The following is a 19,629-nucleotide window of genomic DNA, read 5'->3' on the forward strand; positions in this document are numbered from 1 at the left end:
AGGAACCCTGATGTTCAAACGTGTCTTCAAACAAGTTTCCCTGGGCGTCGCGCTGAGCGCCGCCGTATTTGCCGTCCAGGCCGCCGACGTGACCGGCGCCGGCGCTTCGTTCCCGTACCCGATCTACGCCAAGTGGGCCTCCGACTACAAGGCCGCCACCAATAGCGCCGTCAACTACCAGTCCATCGGTTCGGGCGGCGGTCAGCAACAAATCATCGCCAAGACCGTCGATTTCGGCGCTTCGGACGATCCCATGAAGGCTGCCGATCTGGAAAAGAACGGCCTGCTGCAATTCCCGGCCGTCATCGGCGGCACGGTTGCCGTGGTGAACATCGACGGCGTCGAACCCGGCAAGCTGAAGCTGTCGGGCAAGGTCCTGGCCGATATCTTCCTGGGCAAGATCAAGAAGTGGGACGACGCTGCCATCAAGGCGCTGAACCCCGACCTGAAGCTGCCGGCCGCCGACATCATCGTCGTGCACCGCTCGGACGGCTCGGGCACCACCTTCGGCTGGACCAACTACCTGTCCAAGGTGTCGCCGGACTGGAAGTCGACCGTGGGCGAAGGCAAGGCCGTCAAGTGGCCCGTGGGTCAGGGCGGCAAGGGCAACGAAGGCGTCGCCGCCTACGTCGGCCAGCTGAAGAACTCGATCGGCTACGTGGAATACGCCTACGCCAAGCAGAACAAGCTGGCCTGGACGCAACTGCAGAACAAGGACGGCAAGTTCGTCCAGCCGGAACAGAAGGCGTTCGCAGCCGCGGCCGCCAACGCCGACTGGAAGAGCGCGCCGGGCATGGGCGTGGTCCTGACCGACGAGCCGGGCGCCGATTCCTGGCCCGTCACCGCCGCCACCTTCATCCTGGTCCACAAGTCGCAAGACAAGCCGGCGCAGGGCAAGGCCGTGCTGGAATTCTTCGACTGGGCCTTCAAGAACGGCGCCAAGTCGGCTGAAGCCATGGACTACGTGCCGCTGCCGGAAGCCGTGACCAAGGAAATCCGCGCCGCCTGGGGCGAAGTCAAGGCCGCCGACGGCAAGGCCGTCTGGCAATAAAGGCTTGAGCGCGAGGGAGGTCGGCTGACAATGCCAATCTCCATCGCGCGCAAGCCCCAGCGGCCGCCGCTGGCGTTCCGGATACGGGATGCTGGCGGCGGTCCGCCGCAAGACCTTCGAAGTTTCTCCCCTGGTTTCCTAAGGAAAGTCCATCCATGAGCGCGGTAATGGATAATAGTGTGCCGCTTTCGCCCAGCGTGGCGGACTCCGTGACTACCGGCACGCCTTCGCCTATGAAGCAAAACAAAAACGCGCTGATGGATGCGCTATTCAAGAACCTGACCCGCCTGTTCGCCTTCCTGGTGTTCATCCTGCTGGCGGCGATTCTTGTTTCCCTGATCTACGGCAGCCGCGAATCGCTGGCCAAGTACGGCCTGTCGTTCCTCTGGCTCAACGACTGGGATCCGGTCAATTCGAACTACGGCGCCGTGGTGCCCATCATCGGTACGCTGCTGACCTCGGCCATCGCCCTGATCATCGCCGTGCCCGTGTCCTTCGGCATCGCCATCTTCCTGACCGAACTGTCGCCCACCTGGCTGCGCCGCCCCCTGGGCACAGCGGTCGAAATGCTGGCGGCGATTCCGTCCATCATCTACGGCATGTGGGGCCTGTTCGTCTTCGTCCCCGTGTTCCAGCAGTATGTGCAGCCCTTCATGATCGCCACATTGGGCAGCCTGCCCGTGATCGGCGGCATCTTCGCGGGGCCGCCCTTCGGCATCGGCATCTTCACCGCCGGCCTGATCCTCTCGATCATGATCATCCCGTTCATCGCCGCGGTGATGCGCGACGTGTTCGAACTGGTGCCGGCGATGCTCAAGGAATCCGCCTACGGCCTGGGCAGCACGACCTGGGAAGTGATGTGGCGCGTGGTGCTGCCCTACACCAAGTCGGGCGTCATCGGCGGCATCATGCTGGGACTGGGCCGCGCGCTTGGCGAAACCATGGCGGTGACCTTCGTCATCGGCAACGCCTTCAAGTGGTCCGGTTCGCTGTTCTCGCCGGGCAACTCGATCGCTTCGGCGCTGGCCAACGAATTCAATGAAGCGGGCGGCATACAGAAGTCGGCGCTGCTGGAACTGGGCCTGATCCTGTTCCTGATCACGACCATCGTGCTCGCGCTGGCCAAGATGCTGCTGGTTCGCTTGTCCGCCAGTGAAGGCAAGAAAACCTGACGCGCCGCGAGCACAAGGAAAAGATCATGGCTGTATCCGTACTCAATATGCAGAACGGCACCTATCGCCGGCGCCGCGTAGTCAACCGCATCATGCTGACCGTGTCGCTGGGCACCCTGGTGTTCGGGCTGTTCTGGCTGTTCTGGATCATTCTGACGCTGTTGATGAAGGGCGCGCCCGCGCTGTCGTACACGCTCTTCACCGAGATCACGCCGCCGCCCGGGCAGACCGGCGGTCTCATCAACGCCATCTTCGGCAGCGTGATGATGGCTGGCGTGGGCACGCTCATCGGCACGCCCGTCGGCATCCTGGCCGGCACCTACCTGGCCGAATACGGCCAGCGCGGCTGGCTGGCGCCGGCCACGCGCTTCCTGAACGACGTGCTGCTGTCGGCCCCGTCCATCATCATCGGCCTGTTCATCTACGCCGTGTACGTGGCCCAGGTGGGGCACTACTCGGGCTGGGCCGGCGCCATCGCGCTGTCCATCCTGGTGATTCCGGTGGTGGTGCGCACCACCGACAACATGCTGCTGCTGGTGCCCAACAGCCTGCGCGAAGCCGCTGCCGCGCTGGGCTGCCCCAAGTGGCGCATGATCACCATGGTGTGCTATCGCGCCGCCAAGACCGGCATCATCACCGGCGTGCTGCTGGCCATCGCCCGCATCTCGGGTGAAACCGCGCCGCTGCTGTTCACCGCGCTGTCGAACCAGTTCATGTCCCTGAACATGAACGGCCCGATGGCCAACCTGCCGGTCGTGATCTACCAGTACGCCGCCAGCCCCTTCAAGGACTGGAACAACCTGGCCTGGGCCGGCGCCACCCTGATTACGCTGCTGGTGCTGGGCATCAACATCATCGCCCGCAACATGTTCCGCAAGTAAAGATCGCTATGCCGGCGCGCCGGGCGCGCCGGAGCCAAGGGAAACCAAATGGAAAACACCGCTACCGCCGTCAAGAACAAGATCGAGGTCAAGAACCTGAACTTCTACTACGGCAAGTTCCATGCGATCCGCAATGTGAACATGTCGATCCAGGAGAAGAAGGTCACGGCCTTCATCGGCCCGTCCGGCTGCGGCAAGTCCACGCTGCTGCGCACCTTCAACCGCATGTTCGAGCTCTACCCCGGCCAGCGCGCCGAGGGCGAAATCATCCTGGACGGCGAAAACCTGCTGACGGCCAAGACCGACATCTCGCTGATCCGCGCCAAGGTCGGCATGGTGTTCCAGAAGCCCACGCCGTTCCCCATGAGCATCTACGACAACATCGCCTTCGGCGTGCGCCTGTTCGAGCGCCTGTCCAAGGGGGAAATGGACGAGCGCGTGGAATGGGCCCTGAGCAAGGCCGCGCTGTGGAACGAAGTGAAGGACAAGCTGCACCAGAGCGGCAACAGCCTGTCGGGCGGCCAGCAACAGCGCCTGTGCATCGCGCGCGGCGTGGCCATCAAGCCGGAAGTGCTGCTGCTGGACGAGCCGTGCTCGGCGCTGGACCCGATTTCGACCGCCAAGATCGAAGAGCTGATCGCCGAACTGAAGAACGACTACACCGTCGTCATCGTGACGCACAACATGCAGCAGGCCGCGCGCTGCTCGGACTACACCGCCTACATGTACCTGGGCGAGCTGATGGAATTCGGCCAGACCGACCAGATCTTCGTGAAGCCTTCGCGCAAGGAAACGGAAGACTACATCACGGGTCGCTTCGGCTGACCGCTGCGTTTCGGCTCTGCAAATGGCGGCGCGCTGTTCGGACAGCGCGCCGTTTTTCATTTGCTGTTACAGCAGCACCTGCTCGGAGCCCGCCGGGGCTGGTCCTGGACGTTGCCCGCATGGCGGCCGGGAATCAGCACCATGAACATCCTCGCCAGCGCGTAACAGCCCCGCAGGCCCAGCCGCATAGGCCAACCGGGCCGGGATCTGGTATAGTTGCCACCCTTCGGGGCGTAGCGCAGCCTGGTAGCGCATCTGCTTTGGGAGCAGAGGGTCGTGAGTTCGAATCCCACCGCCCCGACCAATGAAGAAAGGCCGTCAGCGATATGTCGCTGACGGCCTTTTGCCATTTCCGGGCTGACCCTCAGGTCAAGCGCAGCATCCGCCGCATCCTGTCCGTCAGCAGCTGCTTGATTGCATCATCCGGGAGGCGCATTGGACCCGGGTCCGTCAGCATCATGGCACTGAGCGTTCCCAGCAGCATCTGCATGGCGATCTGGATTTCCAATTCTGTGTCCACGCCCGCCTGGACCGGCATTTTTCGAGCCAAGGCCGGCACGAACAGGGCATGCATATGGCGATTCAAGATGACCAACGGACTCGATTCTCGTTCGGCCATCGAGAAATCCTGTAGCACGGCCTTGAAAGTCCCCTGGCTTTCGCGGCAGCCATCGACGTAAAAATCCACCATGGCTGCGACGATATCCGAGGCGGTGCCTTCGGTCCAGACGGCGTCTTGGCGGACAAGATTATCGGCTTGCGCTTTGCTTTCCGTGACGGCAGCGTCCAGGACTGCCGCAAGAAAGGTCTCTTTGTCCTGGAAACGGCCATAGAACGCGCCGATGGATGTGTCCGCGAGACGTATCACGTCACCAATCAGTACCAGGTCCAGGTTGGCGTGCCGTTCTAGCAATTCGCGGCCGGCGCGGATCATCCTGGCCAGGGACTCCTCGCTGCGTAACTGACGGGGAGGGCGCGGAACGCCCGGTGATTGCGCGACCGGGCGAGCGGCTTTCCGCTCCCTGGAAGCGCGCGTTGTCTTGGTAGTTGTTTTCTGCGATGGAGGGGCTGCCATGACAACATCTATCCAAACCTGAAGTGCCACATTATGCCGTAGCAGATGCGCTCTCTTATCGATCAAGCGCCTGTTGCTGCCACGTCATAACGGGGAGGTTGTTTGCAGGACGAACGGCGGTCACAGGTGCTTGGCCCAGCACTGATCTCGGCCTAGGGAAACCTCGCGTTGAAGGGCCTCAAGTACCTTCCAATAATAGAATTAGAATTCTAATTATTGTGTGGCAACGAAATATGGTCGTGGGTTGGTCCTCCTGCCAGCTCTGCCGTATCCCACGGATCAGTCCGCGACTTGCGTGGATGCAACGGCAGGTCATGCGCACGGCGGCGATGCGGCATGGCGCGGCTCCTCGCATAGCGGCATTGGAGAAGAGAATCATGAGTGATTACATCTCAGGCAAGACCATCGTCATTACCGGGGCAGGCGGCGGCTTTGGACGCCAAGTCGCGCAGCAGGCCGCCGCCCGTGGCGCGCTGGTGACGTGCGGCGATATCGACGCGGACGCTGCGGCGGAAACCGTCGCACGCATTACCGCGGCGGGCGGCCGGGCGCAGGCCCTAGCCGCGGATGTCCGCATTCTGGATGACCTGAGAGGCCTCGTCGGCGCCAGCGTGCAGCGCTATGGTTCGATCGACGTAATGCTCAACAATGCAGGCATCATGCCGCTGGCTTTTGTCGCGGATCACTCGCGTGCCTACGATGCCTGGATGCGTTGTATCGACATCAATATGAGGGGCGTGTTCAATGGCATGATTGCCGCCCACGATGCGATGATCTTTCAGGGGCGGGGCCACTTCATCAACATCTCGTCCATCTATGGGGACTTCCCCGCAGTGGGCGCGGCAATCTACGGCGCCACCAAAGCCGCAGTCGATTTCATGTCGGAAGCCGTGAGGACGGAGGCGCGCGGGAAGATCAAGGTGACGACCATCAGCCCCACCGGAGTGCCCAACACCGGACTTGGCGGGTCCGTAGCCAACCACGCTGCCGCCGTCGGGAGAGTCGGGAACAACATGGAGCAGTTCATGGCAATGGTAAAGGGCCTGCAGGAAGGGGCCCTGCCGCCTGATCTCCGCGATCCGGAGAGCCTGTCGCATATGCCGGTGGAGCCTGACTCGATCGCCGACGCGATCCTGCTTGCCATCGATCAACCATGGGGCGTTTCGGTCAGCGACATGACGGTGCGCGCTTCGGCGGATTGCTTCGTGCTGTGATGGATCCGTGGTTTGTCGGCCAGGCGCCGCCAGCCTGCCAATTGATGGCGTGGGCGGGAACCTGAATCAGGCCGACCAATCTGCCACGAACTCATCACGAAACCGCCGTATCCAGTCCAGCCGCGTGGCAGCAAGCGCGCGGCCGCCATCCGTCTGCATGGTTCCCGCGATGCGTGCGAGCTTCAATTCGATGTGATCCAGCGCGTAGGCGCCGTCGTCCAGTTGCCGATGCATGCCCATGGGGTCGGTGGGGTGCGCAAGCGCCCGCCCCAGTTGCCCGCCGACATGGAACATGCGGGCCAGTCCCACCGGTCCAAGCGCATCCAGGCGGTCGGCATCCTGCACGATGCGGGCCTCGATGGTCCGGGGCGGGATGTTGGCGGAGTAGCTGTGGGCCTCGATGGCATGATGGACGGCTGCGAGCTTGGTTGAGGGATAGCCGGCGGCCTGCAGCTCACGCACGGCCTCGTCAGCCGCCATGGCCGATGCGCGCGCCCGGTCGGGATGGTTCTTGGGCAGGTTGACAAGGTCATGCAGGTAACTGGCGGCCATGACCACCATGGCGTCGGCTTCGGGGTGGTGCGCCAGCATGCTGTTGGCGGCCTTCCATACGCGTTCCAGATGGCTCAGGTCATGGGCGCCGTCACCGGTATCCGCGCTCTGGGCGATCAGTATGAGCTGCGGCCGCAATGCCGCCAAATCTTCGCGCATCTTCATTTTCTTCCGCCAGCTTCGGGACCAGCGGAAAGTGTACACAGGACGTTCTCGGGCCGGGCGTTTTGCCGCGCGGCCCGCAGGGCGGCCTTAGCCGCCCTGCGCCTGCATCCGTGCCGCCGCCGTGGAGCAGATCCGGTACACCAGCGCCGACACCACGAAGCTGGCCGGCGCGGCCAGCGTCGCCGCGAAACCCTCCGTGTGCATCAGCGCCAGGCCGCAAATCGCGCCTGCGAACCAGCCGGCCAGGCCTGCGCGGTTGAATGCGGCCCCGCCATGTTGCGGCGCGGACTCCTGGTCGCCCAGAATGTGCACCAGGGCCACCGCCACCCACGACACCACGAAGATGCCCTGGTAGGCGAGCGCCTGCAGCAGATACGAGAACACGTCCAGCAGCATCAGCGCATACGTCACCGCGCCCACGATGACCGCCCACATCGCCTTGGGCCAGCGCATGCCCGGCCAGCGCGCGAAGAATGCCTGCATGTTGATGGTCGCCAGGTAGTAGTTGGCGGTGTTGATGCGGGTCTGCGTGATCCACACGAACAGCAATCCGCCCAGGCCCATCAGCTTGAGCAGCGCCAGCACCACCGACACCTCCGACAGCGCGGCGTCGCTGGGGATGGTGCTGACCAGATAGATGCCGGCCACGCCGTTGAGCAGGAAGGTCACCAGATAGAAGGGCATGCCGAAGTTGTAGCGGCTATGGTAGGTCTGGTCTTCGCGCTTGCCGAAGCGGGCATAGTCGAAGGTGAACATCATCAGGACCCATACGCCCATGTAGTACACGAAGGCGTCCCACCAACCGCCGGGGACCGGGCCTTCGGGCGGACCGAATGACAGCCAGGCATCGCTGTAGCCGTATTCCTGCGTCGCCATCACCACGGCCAGCAACAACCCCAGCAAATAGAAGGGCAGCAGCACGCCGTTGAACTTGTCGAGCCATGTTTGCACGCTGCCGAAGATCAACAGCACGCTGTAGATGACCACCACCAGCGCCACCAGCCAGTACGGCACGGCAGGATAAAGATGATGCGCGGCGACCGACATCACCGCGCCTTCGAACACCGCGTAGTAGATGGCGGTGGCGAAGAAGATCAGGGTGGCCAGCGCCGCGCCCGAGGTGCCAAAGAGCCGGCGCGAGAACAGCGCCACCGACAGGCCGCTGCGGATGGCGTAGCGGCTGATGACGCCGTTGATCAGCCCGTAGCTGATCACCGACAGCACCATGCCGATGATGGCGTTGCGGGCGCCGTATTTCAGCGCGAGCGTGGCGCCGACGACGATGTAGAACACGGCGCTGCACACGGCCCACCAGGCCATGGTGAGGGCGTAGCGGGGCATGCGGTCGCTGTCGGCGACGGCATGCAGCGAGTTGTCCGTCTCATCGGACGGTTTGCGTGGGGTCATGTTGGCCATGTCGGATCTCCTGGCGGGATCGGATGCTGCGGTTCGACTGCGGAACGGGCGCGGGTCGCCCACCGGCCTTGCCAGGGGGCAAGGCCGGGATATAAGAAAAACCGGGAGAAGGGCGCGGACCGGCCGCGCCCCGAGGATCAGCCGCTGAGCGCCTGATGCAGCCGCTCGAAGCGGGCGCGGTAGTCGCGCCTTGCGGCCACCGCCTGCTCCAGCGTCACCCGCTCGAAATGGGCGCTCTGGTTGGGCTGCATCTGACCGACCTTGTCCAGGTCGGCGCTGATGACCGTGCCTATCATGGCGTAGCCGCCGCCGGACACCGCATCGCGATGCAGGATGATGGGTTCCACGCCCGCAGGCACCTGGATGGAGCCGATGGGATAGCAGGCGTCGACGATGTTCGACGGATCGGCGCCCGCGCCGAAAGGTTGCTCGCGGGCGCGAAAGCGTAGCGGGCGGCCCTGCTTGTAGCGGTAGCCGATGCGATCGGCCTCGGAGGTCACGGTCCAGGCGTCTTCATAGAAAGTGGCGGCGGATTCTGGCTCCAGGCGGTGATCGTATAGACCCGGAAGCACGCGCAGCGTCTGCGTCTTGGGCGGGGCCTCGGCCAACGCGGCCGGCAGTTCGCGGCCCACGCGCGTGCGGATGGACGCCCGGCCCACCGCCAGCCGGTCGCCGGCCTGCAGCTTGCGGCCTTCGTGCCCGCCGATAGCGCCCAGCGCGTAGGTCGAGCGGCTGCCCAGGACCACAGGGACGTCGATGCCGCCCGCGACCGCCAGGCAAGCGCGGGCGCCGGCCTGCACGAAGTCGAACGACAGCCGGCTGCCGGCCTGCACCGCCAGCGCCAAATTGCAGGCCTGCGCCACGCCGTCGATCTTGGGGATCATGCTGGCGCCCGTCACGGCAATCACGGCGGTGCGGTGGAACAACAGCTCCGGGCCGAGCAGCGTGCATTCCAGCACCGCGTCGCCGGCGGCATTGCCCACCAGCAGGTTGGCGGCGGCCAGCGCGTACTGATCGAGCGCGCCGGACGGCGGTATGCCCAGGTGGTAGTGGCCTAGGCGGCCCGTGTCCTGCACCGAAGTGGCCAGGCCGGGCTTGATGACTTCGATGATGGGATCGTTAGGCATGGAGCGTCTCCAGCAGTTGGGCGTTGCAGGCATCGGGCGCGCGCTGGAACTCGGCCAGCGAGAACGACACGGGCCGGATGCGCAGGTCGAAGCTGCCGGCCTCGACCTGCGCCGTGGCCTGGTCGTACTCGTCGCGGGTGATGGGCTTGAACTTCACGATGTCGCCCGGGCGGAAGAACACCATCGAATCGCGCAGATGCGCCTGGCGCTGGGCAGGTTCGAAGATGGGTGCTGGCGTGACGCCGAACATCTGGTAGCCGCCCGCGCCGCGTACCGAATAGATGCAGCCGAAGCAGCCGCCGTGTCCCACCGTGTGTTTGGGAGTATCGGTGCGGGGGCGCAGGTATTTGGGAACCTGCAGCTGGCGCTCGCGTTCCACCATCTGGTACATGAAGGGCAACCCGGCCACGAAGCCCACCATGGACACGAACCAGGGCGAACCGGAGTGGGCGTCGATGAAGCCCTGCACCGAGTCGTGGCCGTTGATGCGGGCCGCGTACTCCAGGTCGGTGGATTCCGGATCCTGGTGCCTTTCGCGAAACCGCATCAGGGTCTCGTGGGTCCAGGGGTCGTTGTAGTACACCGGCACTTCGATGATGCGGGTGGCCAGCGTCAGGTTGGCCAGGTCTATGCCCGCCTCCAGTTCGCGCAGCAGGGCCAGCAGGGCGTCCGGCGCGATGCGGTCGGGGTCGTACCGTACTTGATAGGACGCGTTGGCCGGGCAGATCTCGGTCACGCCGTCGACCGCGCGTTCGCGCAGCGCCCGCGTGATCGCCATGCCCTTGAAGAAGGATTCCAGCGACATGTCCTCGCTGATCTCGACGAAGATGAACTCGTCGCCGCCATGGGTGTAGCGCAAGCTCATTGGTTTTCCTCCCGGTCCCTTTGCATCCAGGCTTCAAGATAATTGGTGTGGTAGCGGCCCGCCAGCACGTCCGCATCCTCCAGCAGTTCGCGGTGCAGGGCCTGCGTTGAATGCACGCCCGTCAGTTCCACTTCGTCGAGCGCGCGCGCCATGCGCGCCAGCGCCGCCGCGCGGCTCTCGTCCCAGACGATCAGCTTGGCCAGCAGCGAGTCATAGTAGGGCGGCACGGAGCAGCCCGGATACAGCATCGAGTCCACGCGCACGCCGGGCCCGCCGGGCCAGCGCACGTGTTCCACCCGGCCAGGGCTGGGCGCGAAGTTGCGCTTGGGGTCTTCGGCGTTGATGCGGCATTCGATCGCTGCGCCGCGAATGGCGATGTCCTGCTGGCGTAAGCGCAGGGGTTCGCCGTCGGCGATGCGCAGCATTTCGCGCACCAGGTCCACGCCCGTGATGGCTTCGGTGATGGGGTGCTCGACCTGGATGCGGGTGTTCATCTCGATGAAGTAGAACTCGCCGGCGCCGCGGCTGTCGTCGTACAGATACTCCAGCGTGCCCGCTCCCCGGTACCCGACCGAGCGCGCCAGTTGCGCCGCCGATTCGCACAGCTTCTGCCGGGTGGCGGGGTTCAGGGCGGGAGAGGGCGCTTCTTCCAATACCTTCTGCCGGCGCCGTTGCAGGGAGCATTCGCGTTCATACAGGTGGACGGCGTTGCTGCCGTCGCCCAGAACCTGCACTTCGATGTGCCGCGCGCGCGGCAGATAGCGCTCCAGGTATACGCCGGCTTCGCCGAAGGCCGCCTGCGCCTCGGCCTGGGCCTGCGGCATCTGCGCGCGCAGTTCGGCTTCGTCGCGCACCACGCGTATGCCGCGCCCGCCGCCGCCCGCGGCTGCCTTGATCATGAGCGGGTAGCCAATGATGGCGGCATGGGTCAGGGCTTCGTCCAGCGATGACAGCACGCCTTCGCTGCCAGGCACCGTCGGCACGCCGGCCGCCTGGGCGCAGGCGCGCGCCGCCGCCTTGTCGCCCATCGTGCGGATGGTGGCGGCATCGGGCCCGACGAAGATCAGGCCGGCGTCGCTCACGGCCTGCGCGAATGCCGCGTTTTCCGACAGGAAGCCGTAGCCGGGATGTACTGCCTGGGCGCCGGTGCTGCGGGCGGCCTCCAGCAGCGCTTCGGTGTTCAGATAGCTGCGCGTCGCGTGCGAGGGGCCGATGAGCACCGCTTCGTCGGCCATGCGCGTGGCCAGCGCGTCTCGGTCCGCTTCGCTGTATACGGCCACGGTGCGCATGCCCAGTTCGCGGGCGGCGCGGATGATGCGCAAGGCGATTTCGCCGCGGTTGGCCACCAGCACCTTGTGGATGTTGCGCGGCCGGTAGGGAAGATGGGTATCGGACATGGCGCGGCCTATCCCTCGATGCGCAGCAGGGGCTGTCCGGCTTCCACCGGCTCGCCGTCTTCCACCAGGATCTCGGCCACCACGCCGCCGGTGGGCGTTTCGATCTGGTTGAACTGCTTCATGACCTCGACGATGCCGATCACGGCGCCGGCGGCGACCGTGGCGCCCCGCTCCACGAAGGGGGCAGCGTCGGGGCTGGGGCGGCGGTAGAAGGTTCCGGGCAGGGGGCTGGGAATATCGTGCAACGGCATGGTTTTCTCCTTGGAATGTCGTTCGGGCGGCAGGGGGTCAGGGGCCGGTCACGCTGGGCGGCGCGATCCGGATACCGTGGGCTTCCAGCTTCTCGCGGGTGGCGCGCACCAGGGACAGGGCGCCGGGTGTGTCGCTGTGTATGCAGACGGAATCGAAGTCGATGGGGATGTCCTTGCCTTCGACCGTGCGCACGCGGCCCTCGGTGCAGGCGCGCAGCACTTTTTCGGCGACCTGGGCGGGGTCCAGCGGCTGGGTGTAGCGGGTGAAGACGATGGAGCCGCTGGCGTCGTAGTCGCGGTCGGCGTAGAACTCGCGCACCACGGGCTGGTTCAGTTCGCGCGCCAGACGGTAGGTGACCGAGCTTTCCATGCAGTACAGCGCCAGCGTGGGCTCCAGCTCCTGCAGCGTTTCGATCAAACGGCGCGACAAGGCTTCGTCGCGGGCGGCCTGCATGTACAGCGCGCCATGCGGCTTCACGTGCTGCAGGCGCAGTCCGTGCAGTCGGGCGAATTCGCGCAGCGCGCCCAGTTGATAGACGATGTCGTGCACCAGCGCTTCGGCGCTTTCGCGCATGTCCCGCCGGCCGAAGCCGACCAGGTCGCGAAAGCCGGGATGGGCGCCGATGCAGACGCCGTGTTCGCGGGCCTGCAACACCGTGCGGTTCATGATCCGCGGGTCGCCGGCATGGAATCCCGTGGCGATGTTGGCCGAACTGATCAAGGGCATGATCGCTTCGTCCACGCCGTCCCCGATGGTCCACGGGCCGAATCCTTCCCCCATGTCCGAGTTGAGGTCGATGCTGCGTTTGCTCATTGCCGAAGGCTCCTTGGCGTTGCTCGCCGCATTCGACGCGGCGTGTGACGTGAACATTAGCCAAGGCCGAGGGGGACAAAAAGATCTTTTTATTGATCGATCAATATCTGTTTTTTAGATAACTGTCCGTTGAATTGGCAGCATCGTTCCGACGTTTTTCCTATGAAAAATAAGGGATACCCCTGATAAGACGCATCGGATTGCAGAGAGAATATTCAGATATTCTTGGGTAAAGATATCGATTAAAAAGATAAAACCGGACATGTCGATTACCCTACGTCAGCTCAAATACTTCATCGCCGCAGCCGAACTGGGCCAGATTTCGCAGGCGGCAATCCAGCTGGCGATATCCCAGTCGGCCATCACCAGCGCCATCCGCGAACTGGAGGAGACAGTGGGCACGGCGCTGTTCCTGCGGGGCGCCCACGGCGTGACGCTGACTCACAGCGGCCGCACCTTCCTGAACCACGCCTACAACATCCTGTCGTCGGTCGACGAGGCCCTGCGCATGCCGGCGACGGCGGAAGAGGTCTCGGGCCGCCTGTTGCTGGCGGCGTCCTATACGGTGATCGGCTACTTCCTGCCGTATCACCTGCAGCGGCTGTCTCAGCTGTATCCGCGCCTGGACATCCAGCTGCACGAACTGAACCGCAGCGCAATCGAGGAAGGCCTGATCGCGAACCGCTATGACATGGCGGTGCTGCTGACCTCGAACGTCGCCAATCCGGATCTGGCGGTGGAGCATTTCTTCGGCTCGCCGCGACGCCTGTGGCTGCCGGCCAGGCATCCCTTGCTTGCGGCGGACGCCGTGACTCTGGAGGACGTCTCGCGCGAACCCTTCATCATGCTGACCGTGGACGAGGCGGCCTACACCGCCTTGCGTTACTGGAACGAAACCCCCTTCAAGCCCGACGTGCGGCTGCGCACCTCATCCGTCGAGGCGGTGCGCAGCATGGTGGCCAACGGCAGCGGCGTGGCCCTGCTGTCGGACATGGTCTACCGGCCCTGGTCGCTGGAGGGGCGGCGGATTGAAACGGTACAGCTCAAGGACCCGATTCCGCCCATGAACGTCGGGTTGGCCTGGCGCCGGGGCGCGGAAGTGTCGCCCGCCATGCAGGCGGTGCGGGACTATTTCCGGCATGCGTACATGGCGCAGCGGGGCGGGGCGGGCTGAACGCGGACCGGCGCTACGCCCGCTTGCCGGGATGTATGCCCATGGTCTTCGCGATGACTTCCAGCATGATCTCGTTGGCGCCGCCGCCGATGGCCGTCTGCCTCAGGTCGCGATAGGCGCGAGAGATCCAGTTCTCGTTCATGACGCCCTGGCCGCCCCAGAACTGCAGGCATTCGTTGGGAATCTTCATGGACAGCTTGCCAGCGTAGTACTTCGCCATGGAGGCGAACTGGGCGATGTCCTGGCCGTCCAGGTATTGCTCGATGGCACGGTACAGCAGAGAGCGCAGTGCCTGGATCTCGGTCTGCATTTCGGCGAGCTTGTGGTAGACCACCTGATTGGACAGGATTGTGCCGCCGAACACTTGCCTCTGGCCGGCGTATTCGATGGTCTCTTCGATGGCCCGCTCCATCGACCGCATGCTGCGCGCCGCGACGAACATGCGTTCTTCCTGGAACTGCTCCATCTGGTAGATGAAGCCCATGTTCTCTTCGCCGATGCGGTTGCTGACTGGTACCCGCACGTCGTCGAAGAACAGTTCGGCCGTATCGGAGGCGCGCAGCACCAGCTTGTCCAGCTTGCGCGACACGCTGACGCCGGGAGCGTTCAATGGCACGATGATGAGCGATTTGTTCTTGTGCGGTCCGCCGTCCTGCGAGGTATTGCACAGCAGGCAGATCCAGTCGCCCTGCACGCCATTGGTGATCCACATCTTCGATCCGTTGATGACGTAGTCGTCGCCGTCGCGCCGCGCCCAGGTCTTTATCTGCGACACGTCCGAGCCTGCCGAGGCTTCGCTTACGCCGATGCAGCCGACCAGATCTCCCGCGATGGTGGGCGCCAGGTAGGCGCGCTTGAGCGCATCGCTGCCGTGATGCGCCAAGGCCGGAGTGCACATCGTGCTTTGCACGCCGATGGCCGAGGTCAGCCCGCTGGACCGGACTTCGCCCAGGGTCTCGGCGAAGACCATTTCGTAGCTGAAATCCAGCTCCATGCCACCATACTCGGCAGCCTTTCCTATGCCCAGCAGCCCGGCGGATCCGAAGGCCTTCATCACGCGGTGCGCAGGGAAAATCTGCTCGGCCTCCCACTCGTCCAGATAGGGGTCCAGGTGTTCGGCGATGATGCGGCGGGTGGTCCGTTCGAGTTCGCGATGCTCGTGGGTCAGGTGCATGGCTGTTTCCGGTTGGTTCAGTTGGCTGCCGGTGCGCCGGCGTCGGCTAGCGTGACGTGGCCGGCGATCAGCGCGACGCCGCCGGCATCTCTTACCCAGACGTCATATCTCCCTGGTGCATCGGCCACGCATTGGCCGCCTGCGGTGATGAGGCCGCCGGCATGCAGCGGCTTGAGAAAGCGGATGTCCAGGTCGAATCGTTCCAGCGCCGCGGCACCGAAGCTGCGCGCCAGCGATTGCCAGATCAGGTTGACCGAAAGCGTGCCGTGGGCGATGGTGCCGCCCATGGGCGTGGCCGAGGCGAATGCCGGATCTACGTGCAGGGGATTGAAGTCGTTGGTCAGTTCGGCATAAAGATCGATGTCCGCCTGAGTGACCTTCATGGATACTTCTTCCAGTGTAGGCGTCATGGTGTGTCCTAGGCGGCCCAGATCAGATTCATTCGGCCGGTATAGAGGGGGCGTCCAGTTGCGCCCTCGCCAGCGACTTCAAGTCGTAGATAGCGACGTTCGCCCCGCATTTCCTTGTCCAGGCAGCGCACCGTGGAACGTACGCGTTCGCCAGAGCGCGGCAGCCCTTGGACGCAAAGCGCTTGCCGCGCATGGATGTTGCCGGGCGGGCGCGGCGTCACCACGTTCAGGTAGGCGCGCATCATCAGCGCGACGGCCAGGCCGGCCTGCCTGGCCGGTGCGTCCTGCGCGTGCTGGCCGAACAGGCGTTCCCAGAGCGCCAGCAGCCTCGCGTCGAGCGGCTCTTCCCATTCGCCCAGCACGGAACCAGGGGTAAAGCTGTCATAGGTATACAGCGCGCTCATGGCGTCTCCGGTTCGGCAATCGGGAGCAGGTGGTCGCCGCGGGGCTCGAATCCGATCCGCACCCGCTGGCCGATGGCGAGCGGCGAGTTGGCGTCATTGCGGGTGTTGACCATCAAGCGGAATCCCTCGTCCAGGTCGACCAGGGCGATTACATAGGGCGCTTCGGCCTTGAAGGCCGCGTTCGGTGCACGATGCACCGTGGTATGGCTGAGCACGGTGCCCAGTCCGGCGGATTCGTTCCACTTCAGCTGCTGTCCGTGGCAATGAGTGCAGACACTGCGCGGAATGCGCTGCACCGCGCCGCATTCGCCGCAGGTCTGGTAGCGCAGCTTGCGGTCGCGGCAACCTTGCCAGAAAGGCTGCGTTTCCGCGGTGGGGCGTATGGAGGGCTTTTCCATTTCAGGCGGCTCCCAGGATGAGTGAGCAGTGGGCGGAAAGGATGCCGCCGTCTCCGTGCACGAAGGCCAGGTTGGCGCCATCCACCTGGCGGGCATCCGCCTGGCCGCGCAATTGATGGACGGCCTCGACCGCATGGAACATGCCGCCGGCCGCGCCGGAGTGGCCATAGGACAGCAGGCCGCCATGGGTATTGCAGGGCAGGGCGCCGCCCAGGCCCAACTGGCCTTGCAGGGCGGCGGGCCCGGCTTCGCCGCGCGCAAAGAATCCAATGGATTCAAGTTCGACCAGCAAGGTGATGGTGAACGAGTCGTAGATGAGAGCGACGTCGATGTCGGCGGGCTTCAGGCCGGCCGCCGCGAACGCGCGTGCCGACGAGGCCTTGCAGCCGAAATCGACCAGGCTGGGTGCGGACACGATATGTTCGTGCGTGTGGCCCTGGCCCGCACCCAGGATCTCCACGGCACGGTGGCTGGTGTTGGTGGCAGGACGGCGGCTGACCACCAGCGCCGCGCCGCCGTCGGAAACCAGGCAGCAGTCCAGCATGCGCAGGGGCGCGCTGATCTCGCGCGAGTTCAACACGTCCTCAATGGAGATCGGCTCGCGCTTGTGGGCCTTGGGATGCCGGCCGGCATGGCGGCGGTGCTCCACGGCGATTGCTGCCAGGTGCTCGGATGTCACACCGTAATCGTGCATGTAGCGTTGCGCAACCAGCGCATAGGAAGCGGGCACGCTGATGCCGAAGGGGCGCTCGAACTGCGGGTGGCCGACCTCGGCCAGCGCCGCCACCGCGCCGTCGCGGGACAGCCCCGTCAGACGGTTGTCGCCCGCGACGACCAGGACGTGGTTGCACTGGCCGCTGGCCACCAGGGCGGCCGCCTGCATGACCATGATGCAGGCGCTGGCGCCGCCGGCCTGTATCGCGGTGCAGAAGTTCGGACTCAGGCCCGCGTATTCGCAGAACACGGAACCGAGCATCAGGTGCGGCTCGGTAAAGGAATAGGCGCACAACACGCCGTCGATGTCGCCGGGGTCCAGGCCCGCGTCGCGTATCGCGCCGAATGCCGCTTCCGCGTGCAGGCCCATGCAACTGGAACCTGGCAGTTCGCCGACGCGCGTGTCGCAGGCGCCAGTGATGTAGGCGTTCATGCTCATGCGGCGCCGTCCTTGCCAGGCTTGGCGGACCAGTTGAATGCGAGGGGCTGCTTGTCCAGGAAGCGCGCCACGGCGTCGTCGTGGTAGACCGTGTGCAGAGCCAGCGCCTGGGCATGGGCCTCCAGTTCGGCCAGCGTGTTCTGGTCCAGGTTGAAGGAGCGGTTGAGTATGTTCTTCGACATGCCCAGCGCTTCGGTCGATGCGGCATGGAATCGGGCGGCAAGCGCCAATGCCTCGTCCAGCAGGGATTGCGGCGGGACGATGCGGTACAGGATGCCGAGGGCGCGCGCTTCTTCGGCGTCCACTTCGCGTGCCGAGAACACGAGTTCCTTGGCGCGCTGAAGGCCGACGATGCGCGGCAACAGGAAAAAGCCGCCCAGGTCCGGCACTAGGCCGATGCGTCCGAAAACGGCACAGAACCGCGCGCCCGGCGTGCCCAGGATGAAATCGCAGGCCAATGCCAGATTGAAGCCCGCGCCAAAGGCGGGGCCGTCCACCGCGGCAATGACGGGCTTTTCCAGATTGACCAGCTCATGGAACCAGGTGTGCAGACGGCGTATGCGATCCCGGTCCTTGTACACAGGCCGTTTGGCCTCGGACAGCGATTTCAGATCGCCGCCCGCACAGAACACGCCCTGGGCGCCCGTGATGACCACGGCTTTGACCGTGTCGTCGTCGCGCGCTTGAAGCACGGCTTCGGCCAGGCTTTGGCGCACCTCGAGATCGAAGGCGTTGCGTCGTTCGGGACGGTTCAGGGTGATGAGGAGTGTCGCGCCGCGGCGCTCGCGCAGGACATAGTCGTTCATGGCTTGAATCCCAGGCTGTTGGCGATGATGTTCTTCTGGATCTCGCTGGTGCCTTCGCCGATGATGTAGACCAGCGCGTCGCGGTGGATGCGGCCGACCGGATACTCGCGCATGATGCCGGCGCCGCCGAAGATACGGATGGCTTGCTCGCTGACCGAAACGGCGGTTTCGCTGGCGACCAGCTTGACGCGCGCGGCCGTGGCCGCGTCCAGGGTTCCCTGATCCACGCGCCAGGCGCCGTAATAGACCAGCCAGCGGGCCGCTTCGATCTGCGCCGACATCTCGGCGAGCTTGTGGCCGATGGCCTGATACTGGCCGATGCGCTTGCCGGCCACCAGACGGTCGTTGGCGTAGGCGGTGGCGGCATCGAAGGCCGCGCGCGCCATGCCCAGGGCATTGGCCGCCACGCCGACCCGGTTTTCGCTGAGCGATTCCAGGATCAGCGGATACGTGCCTTCGGTTTCGCCGAGCAGGCAATCGTCGGGCACGAAGGCATTGTCGATGTGGATCAACGCCGTTTCCGACGCGCGTATCCCTTCCTTCTTGAGCTTGGAAATTTCGAAGCCAGGATTGGGCAGTTCGACGATGAACAGGCTGATCGAGTCAGGACGGAGGTCGGGACTGGTGCGCGCGGCTACCAGCAGGAAGTCGGCGAAGGGCGCATTCGTGATGTAAAGCTTGCTGCCATGCAGGCGCCAACCGCCTTCAACGCGTTCGGCCCGGGTCTTCATGGCGCGCACGTTGGAGCCGCCGTCCGGTTCGCTCAGGCCGAAGCCGGCCACTTTCCGGCCGGCCAGCGCGGGCGCCAGGAAACGCGCCTTCTGCGCCGGCGTGCCGGCTTTCCATATGGGCCAGATGCCCAGATGCGTATGGGCCGACCAGGTGGAGGCGAACGCCTGGGACAGGTAACTCAGCTCTTCGCGCACGATGCAGTCGCTGATTTTGTCCAGGCCGCTGCCGCCATCGGCTTCCGGATAACGCACGCCCAGCAGGCCCAGATCGCCCCAGCGTTCAAAGACGTGCTTCGGAAAGGTTTCCTGTTCTTCAGCATCGAAGACCAGGGGGGCGAGTTCATCCTGGCAAAGCCGCCGCACGGTATCGCGGACGGCTTCGTGTTCACTGGAAAACGCAAAGCTCAAGCTCACGGATATGCTCCTTTGTCTCCGCTGGCGATGCCCGTCACCCTTGGCGTGTCGGGCATCTTTAAATTCTTTATAGAGAATAATATTCTCGTTAAAAAATATAATAGCCAGCGTTCATTGATGCGTCAATCATCGGATCAGGCGGTTTTGTCCTTGACAAGCC

Annotated in this window: 21 protein-coding genes and 1 tRNA gene; 7 read left to right on the forward strand and 15 right to left on the reverse strand. The window is 64.6% G+C overall.

Features of this window, described 5'->3' with window-relative positions; all coding sequences use genetic code 11:
- The first annotated feature begins 10 nt into the window (after positions 1 to 10).
- The 5 genes from pstS to DXK93_RS16560 all read left to right on the forward strand — a co-directional run bounded on the left by pstS (position 11) and on the right by DXK93_RS16560 (position 4,233).
- Positions 11 to 1,051 (forward strand): phosphate ABC transporter substrate-binding protein PstS, encoded by a 1,041-nt coding sequence (pstS, locus tag DXK93_RS16540; protein WP_054451357.1) that lies wholly within the window; start codon positions 11 to 13, stop codon positions 1,049 to 1,051.
- Positions 1,052 to 1,206: 155 nt separating this feature from the next.
- On the forward strand, positions 1,207 to 2,223 hold the full coding sequence (gene pstC, locus DXK93_RS16545; protein ID WP_054451356.1) for a phosphate ABC transporter permease subunit PstC: 1,017 nt from the start codon (positions 1,207 to 1,209) through the stop codon (positions 2,221 to 2,223).
- A gap of 26 nt (positions 2,224 to 2,249) precedes the next feature.
- A complete protein-coding gene (gene pstA / locus DXK93_RS16550) occupies positions 2,250 to 3,104 on the forward strand; it encodes a phosphate ABC transporter permease PstA (protein ID WP_082400756.1) in 855 nt (284 codons plus the stop codon).
- A 48-nt stretch (positions 3,105 to 3,152) separates the two neighbouring features.
- Complete coding sequence (gene pstB, locus DXK93_RS16555) at positions 3,153 to 3,929, forward strand: phosphate ABC transporter ATP-binding protein PstB (RefSeq protein ID WP_006221056.1); 777 nt, start codon at positions 3,153 to 3,155, stop codon at positions 3,927 to 3,929.
- Positions 3,930 to 4,156: 227 nt separating this feature from the next.
- A tRNA-Pro gene (locus DXK93_RS16560) sits at positions 4,157 to 4,233 on the forward strand.
- Between the two features lie 60 nt (positions 4,234 to 4,293).
- Here DXK93_RS16560 and DXK93_RS16565 read toward each other — a convergent pair.
- Positions 4,294 to 4,863, reverse strand: a complete 570-nt coding sequence (locus tag DXK93_RS16565; RefSeq protein ID WP_233564556.1) for a TetR/AcrR family transcriptional regulator — start codon at positions 4,861 to 4,863, stop codon at positions 4,294 to 4,296.
- A 518-nt stretch (positions 4,864 to 5,381) separates the two neighbouring features.
- Between DXK93_RS16565 and DXK93_RS16570 the strand changes: the two genes are divergently transcribed.
- Positions 5,382 to 6,218: an SDR family oxidoreductase gene (locus DXK93_RS16570; RefSeq protein WP_119450670.1), complete on the forward strand. Its 837-nt coding sequence runs from the start codon at positions 5,382 to 5,384 to the stop codon at positions 6,216 to 6,218.
- 66 nt (positions 6,219 to 6,284) lie between these two features.
- Here DXK93_RS16570 and DXK93_RS16575 read toward each other — a convergent pair whose 3' ends face one another.
- From DXK93_RS16575 to DXK93_RS16605, 7 genes are all read right to left on the reverse strand, one after another.
- On the reverse strand, positions 6,285 to 6,935 hold the full coding sequence (locus DXK93_RS16575) for an HD domain-containing protein (protein ID WP_119450617.1): 651 nt from the start codon (positions 6,933 to 6,935) through the stop codon (positions 6,285 to 6,287).
- Between the two features lie 87 nt (positions 6,936 to 7,022).
- Entirely contained in the window at positions 7,023 to 8,351 is a 1,329-nt protein-coding gene (locus tag DXK93_RS16580) for a cytosine permease (protein WP_119450618.1), read from the reverse strand.
- Between the two features lie 137 nt (positions 8,352 to 8,488).
- On the reverse strand, positions 8,489 to 9,478 hold the full coding sequence (locus DXK93_RS16585) for a biotin-dependent carboxyltransferase family protein (protein ID WP_119450619.1): 990 nt from the start codon (positions 9,476 to 9,478) through the stop codon (positions 8,489 to 8,491).
- A complete protein-coding gene (locus DXK93_RS16590) occupies positions 9,471 to 10,343 on the reverse strand; it encodes an allophanate hydrolase subunit 1 (protein ID WP_119450620.1) in 873 nt (290 codons plus the stop codon). The genes DXK93_RS16585 and DXK93_RS16590 overlap by 8 nt, the downstream gene beginning before the upstream one ends.
- Entirely contained in the window at positions 10,340 to 11,740 is a 1,401-nt protein-coding gene (locus DXK93_RS16595) for an acetyl-CoA carboxylase biotin carboxylase subunit (protein WP_119450621.1), read from the reverse strand. The genes DXK93_RS16590 and DXK93_RS16595 overlap by 4 nt, the downstream gene beginning before the upstream one ends.
- Positions 11,741 to 11,748: 8 nt before the next feature.
- The gene (locus DXK93_RS16600) at positions 11,749 to 11,991 is read right to left on the reverse strand and encodes an acetyl-CoA carboxylase (RefSeq protein ID WP_119450622.1); all 243 of its coding nucleotides are present in this window, start codon (positions 11,989 to 11,991) and stop codon (positions 11,749 to 11,751) included.
- Positions 11,992 to 12,028: 37 nt separating this feature from the next.
- Entirely contained in the window at positions 12,029 to 12,805 is a 777-nt protein-coding gene (locus tag DXK93_RS16605; protein WP_054457867.1) for a 5-oxoprolinase subunit PxpA, read from the reverse strand.
- A 262-nt stretch (positions 12,806 to 13,067) separates the two neighbouring features.
- Here DXK93_RS16605 and DXK93_RS16610 point away from each other — a divergent pair, with 262 nt between their 5' ends.
- Positions 13,068 to 13,979: a LysR family transcriptional regulator gene (locus tag DXK93_RS16610; protein ID WP_054457866.1), complete on the forward strand. Its 912-nt coding sequence runs from the start codon at positions 13,068 to 13,070 to the stop codon at positions 13,977 to 13,979.
- A gap of 13 nt (positions 13,980 to 13,992) precedes the next feature.
- On the opposite strand, the gene DXK93_RS16615 is transcribed toward DXK93_RS16610, so the two are convergent.
- Genes DXK93_RS16615 through DXK93_RS16645 form a run of 7 tightly spaced genes read right to left on the reverse strand, consistent with a single transcriptional unit; the run spans position 13,993 to position 19,469 of the window.
- On the reverse strand, positions 13,993 to 15,153 hold the full coding sequence (locus DXK93_RS16615; protein ID WP_054457865.1) for an acyl-CoA dehydrogenase family protein: 1,161 nt from the start codon (positions 15,151 to 15,153) through the stop codon (positions 13,993 to 13,995).
- A gap of 17 nt (positions 15,154 to 15,170) precedes the next feature.
- Positions 15,171 to 15,563 carry a MaoC family dehydratase gene (locus DXK93_RS16620; protein ID WP_119450623.1) on the reverse strand — a complete coding sequence of 131 codons (393 nt, stop codon included), beginning with the start codon at positions 15,561 to 15,563 and terminating at the stop codon, positions 15,171 to 15,173.
- 8 nt (positions 15,564 to 15,571) lie between these two features.
- The gene (locus DXK93_RS16625; RefSeq protein WP_119450624.1) at positions 15,572 to 15,967 is read right to left on the reverse strand and encodes a hypothetical protein; all 396 of its coding nucleotides are present in this window, start codon (positions 15,965 to 15,967) and stop codon (positions 15,572 to 15,574) included.
- Positions 15,964 to 16,365, reverse strand: coding sequence for a Zn-ribbon domain-containing OB-fold protein (locus DXK93_RS16630; RefSeq protein WP_119450625.1), 402 nt, complete (start codon positions 16,363 to 16,365; stop codon positions 15,964 to 15,966). The genes DXK93_RS16625 and DXK93_RS16630 overlap by 4 nt, the downstream gene beginning before the upstream one ends.
- Before the next feature lies 1 nt (position 16,366).
- Entirely contained in the window at positions 16,367 to 17,518 is a 1,152-nt protein-coding gene (locus DXK93_RS16635; protein WP_119450626.1) for a thiolase family protein, read from the reverse strand.
- Complete coding sequence (locus tag DXK93_RS16640) at positions 17,515 to 18,324, reverse strand: enoyl-CoA hydratase/isomerase family protein (protein ID WP_054457860.1); 810 nt, start codon at positions 18,322 to 18,324, stop codon at positions 17,515 to 17,517. The genes DXK93_RS16635 and DXK93_RS16640 overlap by 4 nt, the downstream gene beginning before the upstream one ends.
- Positions 18,321 to 19,469, reverse strand: a complete 1,149-nt coding sequence (locus DXK93_RS16645) for an acyl-CoA dehydrogenase family protein (protein ID WP_119450627.1) — start codon at positions 19,467 to 19,469, stop codon at positions 18,321 to 18,323. The genes DXK93_RS16640 and DXK93_RS16645 overlap by 4 nt, the downstream gene beginning before the upstream one ends.
- Positions 19,470 to 19,629 lie beyond the last annotated feature (160 nt).

The organism is Achromobacter sp. K91 (assembly GCF_003576205.1).
GTDB lineage: Bacteria > Pseudomonadota > Gammaproteobacteria > Burkholderiales > Burkholderiaceae_B > Achromobacter > Achromobacter aegrifaciens.